Raw genomic sequence first — 17,657 nt, 5'->3', positions numbered from 1 at the left:
TGCCGTTTCCGAACGGGAGGCTGCCATGTCCAAGAGAACGATTTCCATTTTGGCGGGTCTGTTGATCGGTGGTTCCATCGGTCAAGCCTCCGCAGATCCCAAGGCGGAGTGGGAATATCCCGCGATTCGGGGTTACGGCAAAGTCCGGCCGTATCCGGATGCCGCTGCCCGTCCCTCACCGGATCGGACTTACAAGGTGTTGTTCGATATCTCCAAAGGCGCCGAAACGCCCGAGAAACCGAACTCAGGCCTAGACCACGTGGCCCGGCTGATCAATACCTTTGCCTTGGCGGGGGTTCCGACGGAACGTTTGAAGCTGGTTCTGGTAGTGCACGGCTCGGCAACACCGGCGGTGTTGAAGGACGAGCGCTATCGCAATCGCTTCGGTAACGGGAATCCCAATACGGAGTTGATTGAGGCTTTGAAGAAGGCTGGCGTCACCTTGTACGTCTGTGGCCAGGCCCTGGCCGAGAAGGAGTTCGAGCCGGGCGACGTCAATCCGGAAGTTACCGTGGCGCTCTCGGCCCTGACCGTACTCCCCCTCTATCAGATGGAGGGCTACGCCCTGATTCCGGATTGAGTCGTTTGTCCTTCTTACCCATGGAGTTGCCGACGTGTGCAAGCACTTCTGGCCGGCCGTTACGATCGTTTTTTTCGCGGCGTCATCCACGAGCGCCGAAAACTCGGCCCCGACGCCGTCCTCCGTTTTTCCGCCCTGGCGAGGAGAAACGCCTCCTGCAGCCGATACGGGCGTCCCGTTCACCGTCCCGGAAGTCAACAATATGCCGGATTTTCACGGCAACCCGACCACCGCCGAGTTTGTCGTGTTCGCCGGCGGCAATTACTTTTTCGTGCTGAAGGAACTGGTCGAAGCTTTCCAGCGGCAAAAGCCCGAACTCCGCGGCCGAATCTTTTTCGAGACGATTCCGCCGGGGATCATCGAACGGCAACTCGAGAACCGCAACACCATCACCGTCGGCAACCTGACCTTGTCGATCCAGCCCGACGTGGTGCAGGCCGGAGAGCAAAGAATCGCCGCCTTGATCGAAAAAGGCGTGTTGCAGGGCCCGCCGCTGCGTTTCGTCAAGAACAGCCTCGCCATCATGGTGAAAAAAGGCAATCCCAAGAACATCCGGTCGCTGGAAGATCTCGCTCGGCCGGGCGTGCGGCTCGCCAACCCGAACCCGGAGACCGAGGGTATCACCCGTCAGATCCGGGCCGCTCTCGAACAAGCGGGCGGCCAGGAACTGGTCCGTGAGGTCTATGAAACCAAGGTGAAAACCGGAGAGGCATTTTTGACCGAAATCCATCATCGCCAGACACCCCTCTGGATCATGCAGGGCAAAGTCGACGCCGGGCTGACCTGGATCAGCGAACCGCGATACCAGATGATGATCGGACATCCCATCGACTTCGTTCCGATTGCGCCGGAAGATGAACATGAGGACATACAGGCGGCAGCCATCGCCACGAACGCCCGAAACCCCGGCGCGGCGCGGGATTGGCTGGCGTTTCTGCGCTCCGACGAGGCCAAATCCGCTTTGGAAAAATTCGGCATGACGAGACTGCACTGAGGGCCTATTAACCCGACCTATAAATTTCGGTCGGGTTAATCCGGGGTAGGGATGCGCCGGCGCGGCAACAAGCCGCGTGAGCCCAGGCCGGGCGTGTACCGGCCTGGGCGGCGCCCGTAAATACCAAGAGGGTATTTACGGGCCTGATTAATAAGCAATAAACCGGACGTTGTCCGTCGGCGGGTCGTTTCAACGGATACACGAAACGATTTACAATGCCGGAAAGCCCAGCTCGCCACGGGTGGGCAGCAAAACCACAGGAAGTCGAAACCATGGCCGAGCACCCCCATTATCTACTCAGGAGCGAATTTCCCCGACTCTTGTCTGCATTAGCCTCCGCCGGTTATCGATGTGTCGGCCCGCGCATCAGGGACGGCGCCATTGTTTACGAACCGATTTCCGGCGTCGATGAGTTACCGAAGGGCGTTCACGACCGGCAAGCGCCGGGCCAATACGGGCTGGAACAAACTGACGAGCCGCGCTTCTTTGCCTGGGCCAATGGGCCGCAAGCCTTGCGGCCGCTGACCTTCGCCGGCCGCGACAAGCTCTGGAGCGCGGAGCGCAAACCTGATGGGTCGATCGACTTCAAGAGCGGCCCGCCCGAAGCGGAACCGGTGGCCGTGATCGGCGCCAGAGCCTGCGATTTGGCCGCCCTTTACATTTACGATCGCCACTTCATGCAGAGCGCATATCCGGACCCTTGGTACACGGCGCGGCGGCAAAAGCTGTTTCTGGTCGCGGTCCATTGCACCCATCCCTCCCTCAATTGCTTTTGCGCTTCCACCGGCGACGGACCGCGGGCGACCTATGGCTACGATTTGGCGCTTTCCGAATTGGACGAAGGCTTTTTGATCGAGGCACGCAGTGAAAAAGGTGAGCGGATTCTCGCTACGCTGCCGGTCCGGGAAGCAAGCGCCGAACAAATCGAAACCGCCGATCGGGAGATCGAAGACGCCGGCCGGCGACAGGTCAAGGGCGTCCCATCACGCAATCTCAAGGACGTGCTGTTTGCCCGGCTCGACCATCCCCGCTGGAACGAGGTCGCGCAGCGCTGCCTGTCCTGCACCAATTGCACCTTGGTCTGCCCGACTTGCTTTTGCCATAGCGAGAACGACGTAACTAGCCTCGACGGAACCCGAAGCGAACACTATCGGGAATGGGATTCCTGCTTCACCCAGAGACACAGCTACATCCACGGGATCACCATCCGTCCCGACACCCGTACCCGCTACCGGCAATGGCTCACCCACAAAGTCGGCAGCTGGCACGACCAGTTCGGACGCTCCGGCTGCGTGGGCTGCGGGCGCTGCATCACTTGGTGTCCGGTCGGAATCGACATTACCGAAGAACTCGCCGCTATCTGCCGTTGATCGAGGCACGCATGCAAAACCCGTATCTACCGCGTGAAGCCGAAATCGTCGAACGCCTTCAGGAAGCGCCGACCATCTTCACCCTCAAGCTGCGTTTCGCCGATCCGGCGGCCCACCATGGGTACTCGTTCGTGCCGGGCCAGTTCAACATGATCTACCTGTATGGCATCGGCGAAGTGGCGATTTCCATCGCCTCCGATCCGGATGAGATTGAAACCCTGGACCATACGATCAGGGCCGTAGGCCGCGTGACCCGGGCGCTGAGCCGGCTCAAGCCGGGCGAGCGGATCGGCGTGCGCGGTCCCTATGGGCGCGGCTGGCCTTTGCTCCAGGCGCAGGGAAAGGATGTCGCGCTCATTACCGGAGGACTCGGCTGCGCGCCCCTGGTTTCGGTGATCCGCTATATCGCGAAGAGGCGCGAGCGGTTCCGACGGCTCTTGATTATGCAGGGGGTCAAGCGGTCCGACGACCTCATCTGGCAAGAGCAATACCAGCGCTGGCGGCAACTGCCCGACACGCAGGTATTGCTCGCCGCGGAAGTGGCCGAGCCCGGTTGGAGCTGGCACCAGGGCTTAGTGACCGCGCTCTTCGACCGGACCGAGATCGATCCCAGCCAAACCATCGTCTTCCTGTGCGGCCCTGAACCCATGATGCGCGCTTCCATCTACGAACTTAGCCAGCGTGGCGTGGCCGACGAGGACATCTGGCTCAGCATGGAACGCAATATGCACTGCGGCATCGGCCATTGCGGACACTGTATGATCGGCGCGCCCTTCGTGTGCCGCAACGGCCCGGTGTTTCCCTATCCCGAATTGAAAGCCCTGCTGGGCAAGAAAGGGTTCTGACATGGACAGAAAGCTTCGCGTCGCCGTTCACAAATTCTCGTCCTGCGATGGCTGTCAGTTGGCTTTTCTCAATGCCGGCGAGCAGTTGGTGGAGCTATTCGAGCTGGTGGACGTGGTGCATTTTGCCGAGGCCGGCATCGTCGACCCCGATGCCCCGGCCGATCTCGCCTTCATCGAAGGTAGCATTTCCACCCACGAAGAGCGGGAGCGCATCCGCCGGGTCCGCGAAAACACCCGCTTTCTCGTGCCCATCGGCGCCTGCGCCACCTCGGGCTGCCTGCAGGCGCTTCGCAACCAGGCCGACGCCGCCCGCTGGTTCGCCGACGTCTATGCCGACCCATCGAAAGTTGACCACCTGGACACCGCGACACCCATCTCAGCCAACGTGCCGGTAGACCTCGAACTCTGGGGTTGCCCGGTGAACACCCGGCAGGTCATGGCGACGGTGAGTTCGCTGCTACTCGGCGCTCCACCACGGGAGGATAAGGAAAAGCTCTGCATGGAATGCAAACGGAAAAACATCGTTTGCGTGATGGTGACCCAGGGGCAGCACTGCATGGGACCGGTCACCCGCACTGGCTGCGGCGTGCTGTGCCCCGGCATTGGCCGCGATTGCTACGGTTGCTACGGGCCGGCGGAAAACATCAACGGCGACGCCTGGGGCCGCTGGTTCGAGCGGAGGGGCATGCCCACGGATCGCATCGCCCGCCGCTTTCGCTACATCCATAGCGAGGCTGAAGCTTTCCGCGAAGCCGGCAAGCACTGGCAGGAGAAATCATGAACGAGGTCCGGGAAATCAAAATCGACGTGCCCGTCCTGGCTCGGGTCGAGGGCGAAGGCGCCCTGGATCTCCACATCCGGAACGGCCGCATCGAACACCTGAAGTTCAGCATCGGCGAGCCGCCGCGACTGTTCGAGAAATTCCTGGAGGGCCGCGAAGCCTTCGAGGTGCCCGACATGGTAGCACGCATCTGCGGCATCTGCCCGGTAGCCTACCAGATGAGTGCAGTACAGGCTTTGGAAAGCCTGTTCGGCTGGCGCCCCACGCCCTGGATCGAGGCCATGCGCCGGGCCCAGTACTGCGGCGAATGGATTCAAAGCCATAGCCTGCACATACACCTCCTGGCAGCGCCGGATTATTTCGGCTATTCCAGCGCCCCGGAGATGGCAAAGGATTATCCGGACGAGGTGCGCCGTGGGCTGCGCCTGCAAAGTCTCGGCAACGAGCTGATCCGGCTGTTCGGCGCGCGCTCGGTGCATCCGGTGGGCGTGCGGGTCGGCGGGTTCCATTCTGCACCGCCGAAAGACCGAGTAGCGAGGCTGGTAGACCGGCTGCACGCCGCCCTGCCGGATGCGGAAAACCTGGTCGCCTGGGCCGCGAGCATCGACATGCCCAAGGATCAACAGGATTTCGTCAGCGTAGCGCTCAGGCATCCCTCCGAATACCCGCTCTATTCCGGCCGCATCGTTTCGGATACAGGGCTCGACATTCCGGCCGACCGGTACGAGGATTATTTCGAAGAGCACCAGGAAGTCCATTCCACCGCCCTGTACTCCCTGCTCGAAGGGCGGCCTTACCTGGTCGGACCACTGGCGCGGCTCAACTTGAATTGGGACCGGCTGCCGGAACCGGTGCGCTCCACCCTGGCGAAGACCGGCATCGCTTTCCCTTCCCGCAACATGTTTCACAGCATGCTGGCGCGCGCGGTCGAGATTCACCTCGCCGTGGTCGAAGCCATACGACTGCTGGAAAACTATGAGCCCGACGTCCCCTTCGTTTCCGGCGAATACCGCGCCGGCAGCGGGTTCGGCGGCACCGAGGCGCCGCGCGGACTGCTCTGGCATCGCTACGATGTGGACGAGAACGGCAAGATTCTCAAGGCCCGCATCGTCCCACCCACCAGCCAGAACCAGGCCCGCATCGCCGAGGACCTGCACCGCTCGATCGAAGCCTTCGGACTCGATCGCAGCGACGAGGAATTACGGCTGCACGGGGAAAAGGTCATCCGCAACTACGACCCGTGTATTTCCTGCGCCACGCATTTCCTGAAGCTGAGGGTGTTCCGAGAATGACGCCGATCCGCATCCAGGGACTCGGTTCTCCGCTCGGCGACGACCGAGTCGGCTGGATCGCGGTGGAAAACCTGGTGCAATCGGATGGCTTCCGCGCGTTACCCGAGGGATTCGCGTCGGCCGAAATCCCCGACCCGGTGGGCAATAACCTGCTCGACGCCATGCGCGACGCGAGTCTCGTGATCCTGATCGATGCCGCGCAGTCCGGAACGCCGGCGGGCACGATCCACCGCTTGGACGCAGAGAATTTCGAAAACGGAGCTGCGCCCTATTCCAGCTATGGCTTCGGACTTTCCGCCACCCTGGCCCTAGGTCGGGCTCTGACCGAATTGCCTCCGAACGCCATCCTCTTCCTGATCGAAATTCCGGCCACGGCTGAATTCGGACGGGCCAGCATCCCGAGCGCGCCTGTGACCGGGGCGATACCAGGCGTGATCGCGGCCGTCCTGGCCGATATCAGACGGTGGGCGGATTCCTGATGTACGGCTCTATCATTACCGGACCGCAATCCCTGCCGGCCTAAGCGCCCTTGGGACGATGTCGAATGAACATACTCCGTTTTGATGCCCTTGCGGCGGGATGGAATGCCGTTCTTTTCGCGATGGCCGGAGCGGTAGTCTGGTATGCCGGCATCCAGCTGGCACGCTATGCCAAACTGATCTCTGATCGGCTGAAGGGCCAGCAGGCGCTGATCGGCACGCTACTGCTGGGAGGCGTTGCTTCGCTGCCTGAGACGGCCACGTCCGTTTCCGCCTCCCTCATCGGCAACGCTCCGCTGGCGATCAATATGCTGCTCGGCGGCATTGCGGTCACGATGGCGATGATCGCCATTGTGGATGCGATCAAGGGCTGGGAACCTCTGTCCGTCGATGTGGTCCACCCCATCATTTTGCTGCAAGGAGCGTTGGTGGTGCTCATTCTTACCGTGGCCGCCGCGGGTATGGTTGCCGGCGATCGCCCAGTCCTGAACACCGGCATCGGCGGTTGGACCAGCGCACTTGTGCTGCTTTACCTGTTTTTCATATGGCTCATCAAGCACTATGAGCGGAGCACACCCTGGATACCCAGACAGGCCTCGCGATCCCCTCCAGCCGCACTCGAACCGGCCGCTATCGAACGTACAGAATCGAAACAACCGGTTCGGGCATCCTTGGGAGCATTGATCCTGCGAATTCTGGTTGCCAGCACGGCAATCCTGATGGCCGGATATGTTCTGGCCCGGACCAGCGACGCGCTGTCCGAGCAGACCGGATTGGGCGCGAGCTTTGTCGGAATGGTCTTGGGAGGCATCTCGACGTCGTTGCCGGAGCTGAGCACCACGCTTGCGGCGGTTCGCTTGAAGCAGTACGAGATGGCCTTCGCCGAGGCCTTCGGCACGAATCTGTTTTCGGTCATGCTCCTATTTTTCGCGGATGCCGCGTATTCAAAACAGCCTATCCTCAATGAGGCGGGCCGATTCTCGATTCTCGCCATCCTTCTCGGCATTGCCGTGACAACCGTCTACCTGGCCGGGCTGATCATGCGGAGGAACTACGTCGTCTTCAAAATGGGGATCGATTCTCTCATCGTGCTTTTGCTCTACCTCGGTGGGCTGATCGTCCTCTTTCATCTCCGCTAGTTTCACGGGACTTGCAACGGGTAATTCGCCGCCTTCCACGCGTTTTTGCTGCCAGGCTCTCAAGGCGATATTCAATGCGCCGCGGCATGGCCTCTGCAAAAGACTTCGATTTGGCCGACATATCGAGAACGGTTACGCCCATGGTTCTGGCTCTCGGGGTATGAACGTTCCTCGGAGAGGGTGAATAACTGTCGCGTCTCGTGTGATTATTTACCGAGAAGGAGTTATGCTCTGTTCGAAGCCCGGAGCCTTCTCCAGGAGATATTCGGTTCGTCCAAGTGAGGTTTCTCTCCATGCCGATTCGTCTTCATAAGAACGCCCGTACCACCCCGGCCGTTCGGCAGGCCATTCAAGCGTCCACGTTGAGCGAGCGCGCCTTGGCCCAAAAGCATGGCATTAGCCGAACGACCGTCCGCAAGTGGAAACACCGCTCCTCGGTCGAAGATGCCTCACACCGGCCCCACACCCTCAGAACCACGCTCACGCCCGCCCAGGAAGCCATCGTGGTCTACCTCCGCCAAGCTCTGCTCCTCCCCTTGGATGATCTCCTGGCCGTGACCCGGGAATTTCTCAATCCCGCCGTGTCCCGTTCCGGGCTAGACCGCTGCCTGCGCCGCCACGGGGTGGCGTCCCTCAAGACCCTGCTTCCGCCTACAGAGAAGGCGAAGGTCAAACCCTTCAAGGCCTATGAGCCCGGCTTCCTTCACCTGGATGTTAAGTACTTGCCCGCCATCGACGGCGAACCCCGCCGATACCTGTTCGTCGCCATCGACCGCGCCACCCGCTGGGTCTATGTCGCCCTCAAGCCCAACCGCACCGCCTTAAGCGCAAAGGACTTCCTCAAAGCGGTGATTCAGGCCGCGCCTTTCCGCATCCAGAAATGCCTGACCGACAACGGCTCGGAGTTTACCGACCGTTTCCTGACCCGAACTCGGCAGCCCTCGGGGACGCATGAGTTTGACCGCCTCTGTACTGAACAAGGCATCGAACATCGCCTGATTCCGCCGGGCCGGCCCCAAACGAATGGCCTGGTGGAACGCTTCAATGGCCGCATCGAGGAGGTGTTGCAAACCCATCACTTCGATTCAACCGCCGATCTGGACACCACCCTGCACCGCTATGTCGAGCTGTACAATCATCACATTCCCCAAAAGGCCTTACGCCATCTCACCCCGATCCAGGCTCTCAAAAACTGGCAACTGTCCCATCCTCATCTTTTTCGAAAGAAGGTTTACGATCTTGCGGGACTTGATAAATAACCTGCTCATCGACCGTCAGAACGAACTGGAGATCTGAGACAGACGGCTCAGCCGGTAGCTGAACAGCGTGTTTGCTGACGTTTGACGTTTGCCCTCAGCACCTATGCATAGCACTTCCGTCTCAGGAAACTCCGATGTCCGATTTTTCCAGCCTACCTCAAACTTTCACCGACGTTGTGAACGGGATGGATATCCTGTCCAGCGGCGGAGTCAAAAAGAAAACCGTGTTGCGAAAACCGGATATTATCGAATATTTCTCTGGTCTGAATTAAGCGAGGAAGCTCTGAATTTCATACCGTCGTAGGGCCATAATACTGAGTTCAATAAATTCATCCCACTACTGAATGGATTTACTTAAGTAACATCCAGAAGCCATTTTATTGAGTGAGAAGGAATTAAATGAATAAATTACATTTAACCCGGCGGCTTATACCTTTCGCCTTACTTACTCAGTTCAGCGCTGAAATTTTGGGCGATACTGCGCCAAACCTGGACAAAGATTGTACCGATCCATCGAACTTTGCCGATCCCGCGTGTAGTCTTTGGCTCAGTGTTGAGGACTGCAAAGATGTTCAACCGGGTGACTCCTGTCCGCATCATCCACCCTATATTAAACATATCGGAGAGATATCGGCCCACTCTTATCACACTGTGTTCAACGCAATATACGACAGTTGCGATACCTCGAAAGGACCCGGTCACTGGCTAGTTGTGCCGAACTATCCTGTTATCGGTGTAGAGGATCATGCTCACCGAGACCCAAGATCTTGGAAATTGGCGTGGGATCTGGCTAAGGATGAAAACATTCCCACTGAGGATATTGCGCTTGCGATTAATCCATTGCCGAAGCGGAGCAAACATCAACTGCATATTCATGTCGGTAAGCTCATGGACGATATGAAAAGCGCGATCAATAATAATCAGATCGTTCCTCATGATGGACATTGGCATCAAGTTAAGCTCGGCAATATAACCTATTATGCGATTTTCGATGACGGTCAATTTACCGACCCGTTCACGATGGTTAGTAAAAAAGTTGGTGAGGAAAATATGGCATGTAACGGTATAATTATCGCGGGAGCAAAAACTGGATTTTATGTTTTACATACTGGCGGTACTTATGATAGCGGGAGTAATTCTTGCACCTATAGCGTGTTTGTTGAGGGACAGCTGAACTACTCATGCCCTCCTTGATAAACCAGCGTTATCGTGACAGCCGGATCGAAACGACGGGTTCTGCTCCGCAAAAAGATCATAAGGTCATCCGCAACTGCGATCCGTGCATTTCCTGCGCCACGCATTTCCTGAGACTGAGGGTGTTCCGAGAATGACGCCGATCCGCGTCCTGGGACTCGGTTCCCCATTCGGCGACGACCGGGTCGGCTGGATTACGGTGGAAAACCTGATGCGATCGGACGGCTTCCGCGCATTGCCGGAAGGATTCGCGTCGGCGGAAATCTGTGATCCGGTCGGCAATAATCTGCTCGACGCCATGCGCGGCGCGCGTCTCGCGATCCTGATCGACGCCGTACGGTCCGGAGCGGCGGCAGGTACAATCATGCGCCTGAACGCGCAGAATCTCGAAGATGGCACTGAGCCCTGTTCCAGCCACGGTTTCGGACTGTCCGCAACCCTGGCTCTGGGTCGGGCCTTGAACGATCTGCCGCAAGACGTCGTGCTGTTTCTCGTCGAAGTTCCGGCCGATGCGGGGTTCGGACCGGCCGAAAACTTGAGCGAGCCGGTGGCGATGGCGATTCCCGACTTGACGGCCGCCGTGCTGAATGAAATTGCGGAGTGGACCGCACATGGTGCGCAGTAACGCCTGAATCCTGACAGGAGGTCCGACATGGCATACCTCACGAACTTGTGCCTTCGGTGGCTCGGAATCTCGGCCGTGCTGTTTCTGTGCATCTGTCCGATCACGTTTGCCAAATGGGTAGACGAATCCACCTATGGCTACCCCTATAAAAACGCTTATACCGCCACCGCCACCGTCGCCATCCTGAAAGACTGCGAACAGCGCTATGTTTGGGAAGAGTCCCAGGATTTAGAACTGGAATTGATCCCAGGCCGGAACGAAGTTCCGCTGCTCGAAGGCAAAGGAAAACTGCGGGTCCGCTATTCGCCATACCCTGGACCTTCACCGCTGGTGTTTGTCCTGCCTGGGTTCGGCGGTTCCGCCTATTCGGGCGCCGTCCGATATCTCGCGCAGTTGCTGACCGACCATGGATTTCAGGTGTTATCGCTACCCTCGCCGTTCCACTGGAATTTCACTTTAGCGGCCAGTCGCTCGGCCTTGCCGGGTCTCACCGAAAGGGATAGCGAGGACATGTACCGAGCCATGCAAGCCGCCCTGAACGCCGTGCGCGAGCGGTTTCATCCGGAAATCACCCGAATCGGCCTGGTCGGATTGAGCCACGGCGCTTTGACGGCGGCCTTCGTCCGCAAGTTCGACTTGGAAAGAAAGGAAATCGGCTTCGACGCAACCCTGATGATCAACCCGCCCATCGATCTGCTCGGGGCCATCCGCACGATAGAGCAGTTAGCGAATTTGGAAAAGCTCTACACGGAACAGCAAAGATCGAGCATCCAGTCCTATGCCATCGGCACTGGCAGGGCCGCCCTCAGCCGCAGCATCGAGGATCCCGGTTATTTTGCCGATTGGGACCGGCGCCTCCAGTTGGATGACGAACAGATCCGCTATCTGATCGGATGGACCTTGCGTCAGCCGGTGGGAAGCTCGCTTTACGTCAGTTCACTAGTCAACCCCTCGATGGGATTTCTCCAAACCCCGATCAGCTGGGGCTATCGCAGCGCGCGTCTGGAAGAGGCGCGATCCTATAGCCTCATGGCCTACCTCGAAAAGGTCCTGGTGCCGCACCTGGAGCGGCGTAAACAAACACTCAGCTTCGAGGAATTGGTCAGAGCGTCATCGCTGAAAAGTATCGCGCCGACCTTGGGCAACGATCCGACGGTTTATCTGATGCATAACGCGGACGACTTTCTGGTCTCCGAAGAAGACCTGAGATCCATCGAACGGATTTTCGGCGACCGCGCCATCATCTATCCCCACGGCGGTCATCTCGGCAATCTTTGGTACACGCAGAACCGTCGGGACATTCTCGCCATATTGAATGCCCTCCTGCGCGATCCCGCCGACGCGAGAAGGACAACGAACGGCGCTTCCATGTCGGTAGTGCCTTAATTGGCATAGTCCAGCCTAGCGCATGCCTCTCGTCCGGCTACGGTCGTTGCCTAGCGCCCCAAAGGCAGCGACAGCCAATGACAACCGCAACGTAAGACTGCCTCCCCTTTTCACTACCGGATGTAAAAACGACAAAATGTCTAGAATTGACATGTTTCCGAAATTCCATACTCTCACTTTGATTCGACACCTTTCAGCGTGTAAAGCATTGGGGTTTTCCTCAACGAACCAGGCAACCAACCACTAATAAGCGCAATAACCAAGAAAGAGAAATCCTTCATGAAAATTCTCGCCGTCCATCCTAGTCCCCTGATGTACACCAAGGTCTTTCTCCGTCTCGAACCCCTGGGGTTGGAGATGGTGGCCGACTCGGCACGCCGCTTGGGGCACTCGGTCCGTCTGATCGATCTTCAGGTCGAGACCCATCAGGACTTCTATCGCATGCTGGAAACTTGGCGGCCGGACGTCGTGGCATTCGGGCTCAATTACCTGGCCAACGTTCCGGAAGTGGTCGACCTCGCCAAGGACACCAAAGACCGACTGCCCAATTGCTTCGTCTGTATCGGCGGACACAGTGCTTCGTTCACGGCCAGGGACCTGCTCACACACGGCGAAGGCAAGATCGACTGCGTGCTGCGCGGCGAGGGCGAATCCGGATTTCCGAAACTCCTGGAGGCAATCGAACACGACCGCGATTCGGTACATAAGGTGCCGGGAGCCGTCACGATGGACGGCGAAGGTCCGCCGCCTACCTTCGTGGCCAATCTCGACGACGTCAGCCCGGCGCGAGATTTGGTCCGGTATCGCCGAAAATATTTCCTCGGCACCCTTGATCCTTGTGCCTCCATCGAATTCACACGCGGCTGTCCCTGGGACTGCTCCTTCTGCAGCGCCTGGACCTTCTACGGCCGCAGCTATCGCGTCATGAGCCCGGAGAAGATCGTCGAAGACCTGAGCCGCATCCGGGAACCGGGCATCTTCATCGTCGACGACGTGGCCTTCATCCAGGACAAGCACGGCTTCGAAATCGGTGAAGCCATCGCCCGCCGCGGCATCAAGAAGGAGTATTACCTCGAAACACGGGGCGATGTCCTGCTCCGCAACAAGGACGTGTTCCGATTCTGGAAATCCTTGGGCATGGAATACATGTTTCTCGGGGTCGAGGCCATTGACGAAGACGGACTCGCCCTGTTCCGCAAGCGGGTGAGCCTTTCCAAGAACTTCGAAGCCTTGGAATTCGCCCGTTCTTTGGGAATCAACGTCGCCATCAACATCATCGCCGACCCCGACTGGGACCGCGACCGCTTCGAAACCATCCGCAAGTGGTGCCTGGAGATTCCCGAGATCGTCAACATCAGCGTCAACACGCCCTATCCCGGCACCGAAACCTGGCACACCGAATCGCGCAAGCTGACCACTCGGGACTATCGCCTGTTCGACATCCAGCACGCGGTCTTGCCCACCCGGCTACCGCTGCCCGAGTTCTACAAGGAGTTGGTGAAAACCCAACAGGTGCTCAACATGAAACACCTCGGCTGGGAAGCCCTCAAAGGCACTGCCGGCATCGTTTTCCGCCACTTGATGCGCGGTCAGACCAACTTCTTAAAGAGCCTGTGGAAGTTCAACAGCGTCTTCAACCCGGAATTGCAGCTGGCGGACCACCGCCGTCCCGTGAAATACGAGATGTCCTTGCCGCCCGAGCGCACCGATCAGAAGATCAAGCCGCAAAGCCTCTACGTACACGAGGTTCGCGAACGCAAACCGCGTGCGCTAGACGAAGCGACCGAACGCTTCGTCGACGAGAGCAGGATGGGCACGTGGCAGGAGGCCTGACGACCGTACGGCATCGACAAACGAGCCGTCTTCGGCTTCCTCAATGCATTGCGGCAGCGTGACGTGCCACGCAGGTACGCCGATGGCCGCGACGATCCGCCGGCAAAGACACCGTTTCGGTGTGGTGCGGTTCGCTTCGCTCACCACACCCTACGGCTGGGCTATGAGAGGGCGGGTAAGGCCGCTGGGCCGTAACGCGCCGCACACCGCGAAAAGGCGGGTTTTTACAAATACCATAACCTGCCCCAAGACCTTTGTCGGAAACGAATTCCCGACACCGACCGACCTTCACAATCCCTATGAACTAGATTCCGGCGATCCCTGCCGGAATGACGGTCGCGTAGGGTACGGTGAGCAAAGCGAACCGCACCAATCGAGTCGGAAAGGATGCCTGCCTTAGGTGTGGTTGAAGGGCGGTTCGCTTTGCTCACTACATCTAAAGGTTTGCCGATTCCCCGAACACGATGGTCCGACATACGCCGCACCGATACACGGCTGATTGAGACTACCTCCGCTCACCTACCGAGCTCATCCATACTCGCACCTCATACGGGAGCTCCTCACATGGCCCGTTTCAGGTTCGGCGGCTCGGCGTACGGAAACCGGTCGGCCACCCAGCTGGGATTCATGCGGTTTCGGGGGTCCCAAATCGCTTTGAACTCGCGGAACGCCTGAACCAGCGTATCCCCGTACAGCCTGGGCAGAAGATCGACTCGGGCCGTGCCCCCGCTTCGACGGGCGGACAGGGAGCCGTTGTAACGTAAAACGAGGTCCGTCGCTTCGTCCAGGAAAGCGTGCCAATATCGCCCGCCTTCCCGACTGGAGAAGTCGACGCGGCTGTGGATGCAGCCTTGGCCGAAATGGCCGTACATGGCACACCGATAACCGTATTTGTCCAACAAGCCCCGGTAATCTCTCAAGAAGGGCCCGATATCGTGGGGGTGGACGGCCGCGTCCCCCCAAACTGCTTGGGTCGTCCGCGATGCCAATGTCCAATCGGCCGCCAGCCCCGCCGCCCTGACACTCCACAGCAGGGCTTTCTCGCGAGGCCCGGTCAGCAACTTCATCGCCCGAATTCCCGGCTTGCCCCGCAGCTTGCCCATAAGTTGCCTGGCTTTACCGTCCGATTCCTCACGTGTCTCGCCCCCGAATTCCACGATCAGCCAGCCTCGCCCCTCGGGCAGAAGATCCCACGCTCCGAGCTCTATGCGGCCGGCTTTCGCGAACTGAACGAACCGTTCGTCGACCGCTTCGAAGTGCAGAGGGGCGGCCCCCATAAGCTCGGCGTTGTGATCGGCAGCCTTGCAAATATCGGAACAACCCAGCAACAACAATGTGCGGTGGGGCGGGCTGGGCACTAGGTGCAACTCGGCATGCAGGACGATTACGCATGTCGCCTCGGTGCCGATCAGCGCACGAGCGACGTTGAAGCCATTCTCGGGCAGCAGTTGATCGATCGCATAGCCGGAGACCCGCCGGGGCACTCTGGGAAAACGCGCCCGTACCGTATCCGCGTATTTGTCCCGCAAGGCCTTGAGTCCTGCGTAAATTTCCCCGCGCCGGCCGCCCTCGCGAATGATGGTCTCCAGTTCCAGTTCGGAGGTCGGCCCGACTGTCATCCGCAGTCCGTCGTAGGTGAGGATATCCAACCTATGGATATGGTCTGCGGCGCGAGCCCCGGCCATGCTCGAGTCCGGACAGCAGGTGCCGCGGCCTAACACGGCACCCAGCGTGCGGTGATCATGAATCGACGGGGCGAGACCGAAGCTAAGACGGTGTTTCTCGACCTGCCAGCACAGCGACTCGAGCGCGCAGCCGGGCTCGACCACGGCGCGCAGTCTTTCCGCGTCGACGGCCAAGAGGCCACCAAGATGCTTGGACATATCGATGATCACCGCGGAACGGTGCTGGTGCTCTGCCACACCGCCTCTACCGCTGCGCGGGATGACGGGGGTGTCATGCCTGCGGCAGGCGGCGACGGTCTCAACCACGTCATTAACATCGCGTGGAACGACCACACCGATCGGCACCGGACGGTCGCAGGCGGCATTGACCGCGCGGGGCGGCCAGCCGCGAAAATCAAAACGGACTTCGCCGCGGATCCGTTTGCGAATGGCGACGGCCAGAGCTTCAGCCGCCGTAGCGTTAAAATTTGAATGCACCATCGGACCTCCATGTCTGATAAACGTGCAATTGTGTTCGGTAAATCGCCGCCGGCCGGCATTCCTTGCCGCTCTTTCCGTGCGGAGAGAGGCTCGCTCGAGCCAACCACTCGAGGCTGGCTTCGATTCTAAACCCTCGGGAGGACCAGGACATAATCCCGTCCATATTAGGAAACAATGAATATCCGCCTGAGCCACCTCGTTATGGCATAGTGGAACGGCCACTATCTCCGCAATGCGGAATGTCAACCTAAATCCGAAAGTTGACACAACCTGAAAGGCGTTGCGCTCCCATCCCCTGCCCTTCTCCCAGAGGAAGAAGGGCGTTTAGCCTCTCCTCTGGAGATGAGGGTGCGATGAAGGAATGCGGCAGCTGATGAGCCGTCATTTCTGAAAATTCAACGGTGGTTTTTGGGATTAGCTTTCGTAGGTCGGCGATTCTTTGCAGACCAGGCTGTTGGCCCAACGGTTGATTGGCCTAAATCCGGCAGTTGGAAACGACCTGAAAAGACCAGGCCCTCGTCCCTAGACCTTTCCCAGGAAGAAAAGGGAGTTTAGACCTTCGCCCTCTGGGGAGATCCCCCTGAACCGGGACGACCTCCTGGGCTCCAAATACACCTGCATCGAACTCGCTTCGGCGGGCTTCAGATCATCGGCGTTCACCGTTTCCAATCGAGAAAGCGTCACGGATTGAGCCTGCTGGCGCACTCGATCATACGTAATCTCCGCTAGCGACAGGGTCACCGTTTTCAACTAATTTGGGGCATAGCCGCCTTAAGTGTTTATCGGCCGCGTTAGATGGGAAGCATTAAACGCCTTGCATTACTGAGCTCGGCCGCGGCAGCGGCATCGTCGGTGGTATTTCCCGCATTCGGCCAGGAGTGGGGGGCGAGACCGCTGCATCGCCCTAGCGCTACCCAACTGCTGGAAGTGCCCGTTTCCGGCAATCCCATCGTCCTGCGGCGAGAACCGGCACTCGAGAACCCATACGCGAACGATGCGGGTGCCATCGTGCAGGGACGAAAGCTGTTCGACAGTCTGAATTGCAGCGGTTGCCACGCCCCTTTAGGAGGCGGCGGCATGGGGCCGTCCTTAAGTGATGACGATTGGATCTATGGCGGAGAACCGGCCGCGATCTATCTCAGCATCGCCCAAGGCCGTCCCAACGGCATGCCAGCCTGGAGCCGGGCCTTGCCACCTCAGTCCATCTGGCAGCTAGTGACCTTTGTCCGAACACTCGGCGGAGCGTCTGCACCGGACGCCGGCTTGGAGAAAAAGCCAGTGCGCTCAGAGTCAGGCAGAAGACGCGGTACCCAACGATGAAGCCATCGATGCTCAAGTACCTCGTCCCGTTCGCAATGTGCTTGGCGGCCCAGTCCATTGCCGCACCTCCCGCAGCGCAGCTCGAACGTGCGGGTTACAGGGTGTTCATCGAGCGCTGTGGCGTTTGTCATGCGGTTCGGGGAACCGATGCCGATGGCGTCTTGGGTCCCGACCTGACCCACCTGATGAGCCGACGTTACATCGGCGCGGGCGTGCTCCCGAATACCGTGGGCAACCTCGGGGGCTGGATCGCGGACGCGCAAACCCACAAGCCGGGCTGCTTCATGCCGACCATGGACCTAACCGGCCCCGAATTGCAGGCGGTGCTCGCGTATCTCCAAACGCTGCGTTGACGCGGCGGACGTACGAAAGCAAACCCATACGTCGACAAAGGA

At 59.2% G+C, this 17,657-nt stretch carries 17 protein-coding genes; 16 read left to right on the top strand and 1 reads right to left on the bottom strand.

What is annotated here, in order from left to right; all coding sequences use genetic code 11:
* Nucleotides 1-25 precede the first annotated feature (25 nt).
* The 14 genes from QEN43_RS01315 (at nt 26) to hpnR (ending at nt 13,777) form a co-directional block, all read left to right on the top strand.
* Nucleotides 26-580 carry a DsrE family protein gene (locus QEN43_RS01315; protein ID WP_026610485.1) on the top strand — a complete coding sequence of 185 codons (555 nt, stop codon included), beginning with the start codon at nt 26-28 and terminating at the stop codon, nt 578-580.
* Between the two features lie 34 nt (nt 581-614).
* Nucleotides 615-1,574: a substrate-binding domain-containing protein gene (locus QEN43_RS01310; RefSeq protein ID WP_036268901.1), complete on the top strand. Its 960-nt coding sequence runs from the start codon at nt 615-617 to the stop codon at nt 1,572-1,574.
* 272 nt (nt 1,575-1,846) lie between these two features.
* The gene (locus QEN43_RS01305; RefSeq protein WP_317963635.1) at nt 1,847-2,944 is read left to right on the top strand and encodes a 4Fe-4S dicluster domain-containing protein; all 1,098 of its coding nucleotides are present in this window, start codon (nt 1,847-1,849) and stop codon (nt 2,942-2,944) included.
* An 11-nt stretch (nt 2,945-2,955) separates the two neighbouring features.
* Nucleotides 2,956-3,789, top strand: a complete 834-nt coding sequence (locus QEN43_RS01300) for an FAD/NAD(P)-binding protein (RefSeq protein ID WP_026610483.1) — start codon at nt 2,956-2,958, stop codon at nt 3,787-3,789.
* A 1-nt stretch (nt 3,790) separates the two neighbouring features.
* Complete coding sequence (locus QEN43_RS01295; RefSeq protein WP_026610482.1) at nt 3,791-4,570, top strand: NADH-quinone oxidoreductase subunit B family protein; 780 nt, start codon at nt 3,791-3,793, stop codon at nt 4,568-4,570.
* Nucleotides 4,567-5,862 carry a Ni/Fe hydrogenase subunit alpha gene (locus QEN43_RS01290; RefSeq protein WP_026610481.1) on the top strand — a complete coding sequence of 432 codons (1,296 nt, stop codon included), beginning with the start codon at nt 4,567-4,569 and terminating at the stop codon, nt 5,860-5,862. The genes QEN43_RS01295 and QEN43_RS01290 overlap by 4 nt, the downstream gene beginning before the upstream one ends.
* On the top strand, nt 5,859-6,341 hold the full coding sequence (locus tag QEN43_RS01285; RefSeq protein WP_317963634.1) for a hydrogenase maturation protease: 483 nt from the start codon (nt 5,859-5,861) through the stop codon (nt 6,339-6,341). Before QEN43_RS01290 ends, QEN43_RS01285 begins: the two co-directional genes overlap by 4 nt.
* Before the next feature lie 65 nt (nt 6,342-6,406).
* Entirely contained in the window at nt 6,407-7,480 is a 1,074-nt protein-coding gene (locus tag QEN43_RS01280; protein WP_317963633.1) for a sodium:calcium antiporter, read from the top strand.
* A gap of 293 nt (nt 7,481-7,773) precedes the next feature.
* Nucleotides 7,774-8,739 (top strand): IS481 family transposase, encoded by a 966-nt coding sequence (locus QEN43_RS01275; RefSeq protein ID WP_317963632.1) that lies wholly within the window; start codon nt 7,774-7,776, stop codon nt 8,737-8,739.
* 134 nt (nt 8,740-8,873) lie between these two features.
* Complete coding sequence (locus tag QEN43_RS01270) at nt 8,874-9,011, top strand: hypothetical protein (RefSeq protein ID WP_156912773.1); 138 nt, start codon at nt 8,874-8,876, stop codon at nt 9,009-9,011.
* 127 nt (nt 9,012-9,138) lie between these two features.
* On the top strand, nt 9,139-9,933 hold the full coding sequence (locus QEN43_RS01265; protein WP_317963631.1) for a CDP-diacylglycerol diphosphatase: 795 nt from the start codon (nt 9,139-9,141) through the stop codon (nt 9,931-9,933).
* A gap of 133 nt (nt 9,934-10,066) precedes the next feature.
* Nucleotides 10,067-10,558 carry a hydrogenase maturation protease gene (locus QEN43_RS01260; protein ID WP_051331728.1) on the top strand — a complete coding sequence of 164 codons (492 nt, stop codon included), beginning with the start codon at nt 10,067-10,069 and terminating at the stop codon, nt 10,556-10,558.
* A gap of 27 nt (nt 10,559-10,585) precedes the next feature.
* Nucleotides 10,586-11,944 carry an alpha/beta hydrolase gene (locus QEN43_RS01255; RefSeq protein WP_051331727.1) on the top strand — a complete coding sequence of 453 codons (1,359 nt, stop codon included), beginning with the start codon at nt 10,586-10,588 and terminating at the stop codon, nt 11,942-11,944.
* 279 nt (nt 11,945-12,223) lie between these two features.
* Complete coding sequence (gene hpnR / locus QEN43_RS01250) at nt 12,224-13,777, top strand: hopanoid C-3 methylase HpnR (RefSeq protein ID WP_317963630.1); 1,554 nt, start codon at nt 12,224-12,226, stop codon at nt 13,775-13,777.
* 560 nt (nt 13,778-14,337) lie between these two features.
* Here the strand turns inward: hpnR and QEN43_RS01245 are convergent.
* Nucleotides 14,338-15,942: an FAD-binding oxidoreductase gene (locus QEN43_RS01245; protein WP_051331726.1), complete on the bottom strand. Its 1,605-nt coding sequence runs from the start codon at nt 15,940-15,942 to the stop codon at nt 14,338-14,340.
* A 795-nt stretch (nt 15,943-16,737) separates the two neighbouring features.
* On the opposite strand from QEN43_RS01245, the gene QEN43_RS01240 reads away from it, so the two are divergent.
* Together QEN43_RS01240 and QEN43_RS01235 are read left to right on the top strand one after the other, a co-directional pair.
* Nucleotides 16,738-17,262: a c-type cytochrome gene (locus QEN43_RS01240; protein WP_317963629.1), complete on the top strand. Its 525-nt coding sequence runs from the start codon at nt 16,738-16,740 to the stop codon at nt 17,260-17,262.
* An 8-nt stretch (nt 17,263-17,270) separates the two neighbouring features.
* A complete protein-coding gene (locus tag QEN43_RS01235) occupies nt 17,271-17,615 on the top strand; it encodes a c-type cytochrome (protein WP_026610476.1) in 345 nt (114 codons plus the stop codon).
* Nucleotides 17,616-17,657 lie beyond the last annotated feature (42 nt).

Source organism: Methylocaldum szegediense (assembly GCF_949769195.1).
GTDB lineage: Bacteria > Pseudomonadota > Gammaproteobacteria > Methylococcales > Methylococcaceae > Methylocaldum > Methylocaldum szegediense.
The sequence above is the reverse complement of the archived record's forward strand: the minus strand, read 5'-3'. Positions and strand labels throughout refer to the sequence as shown.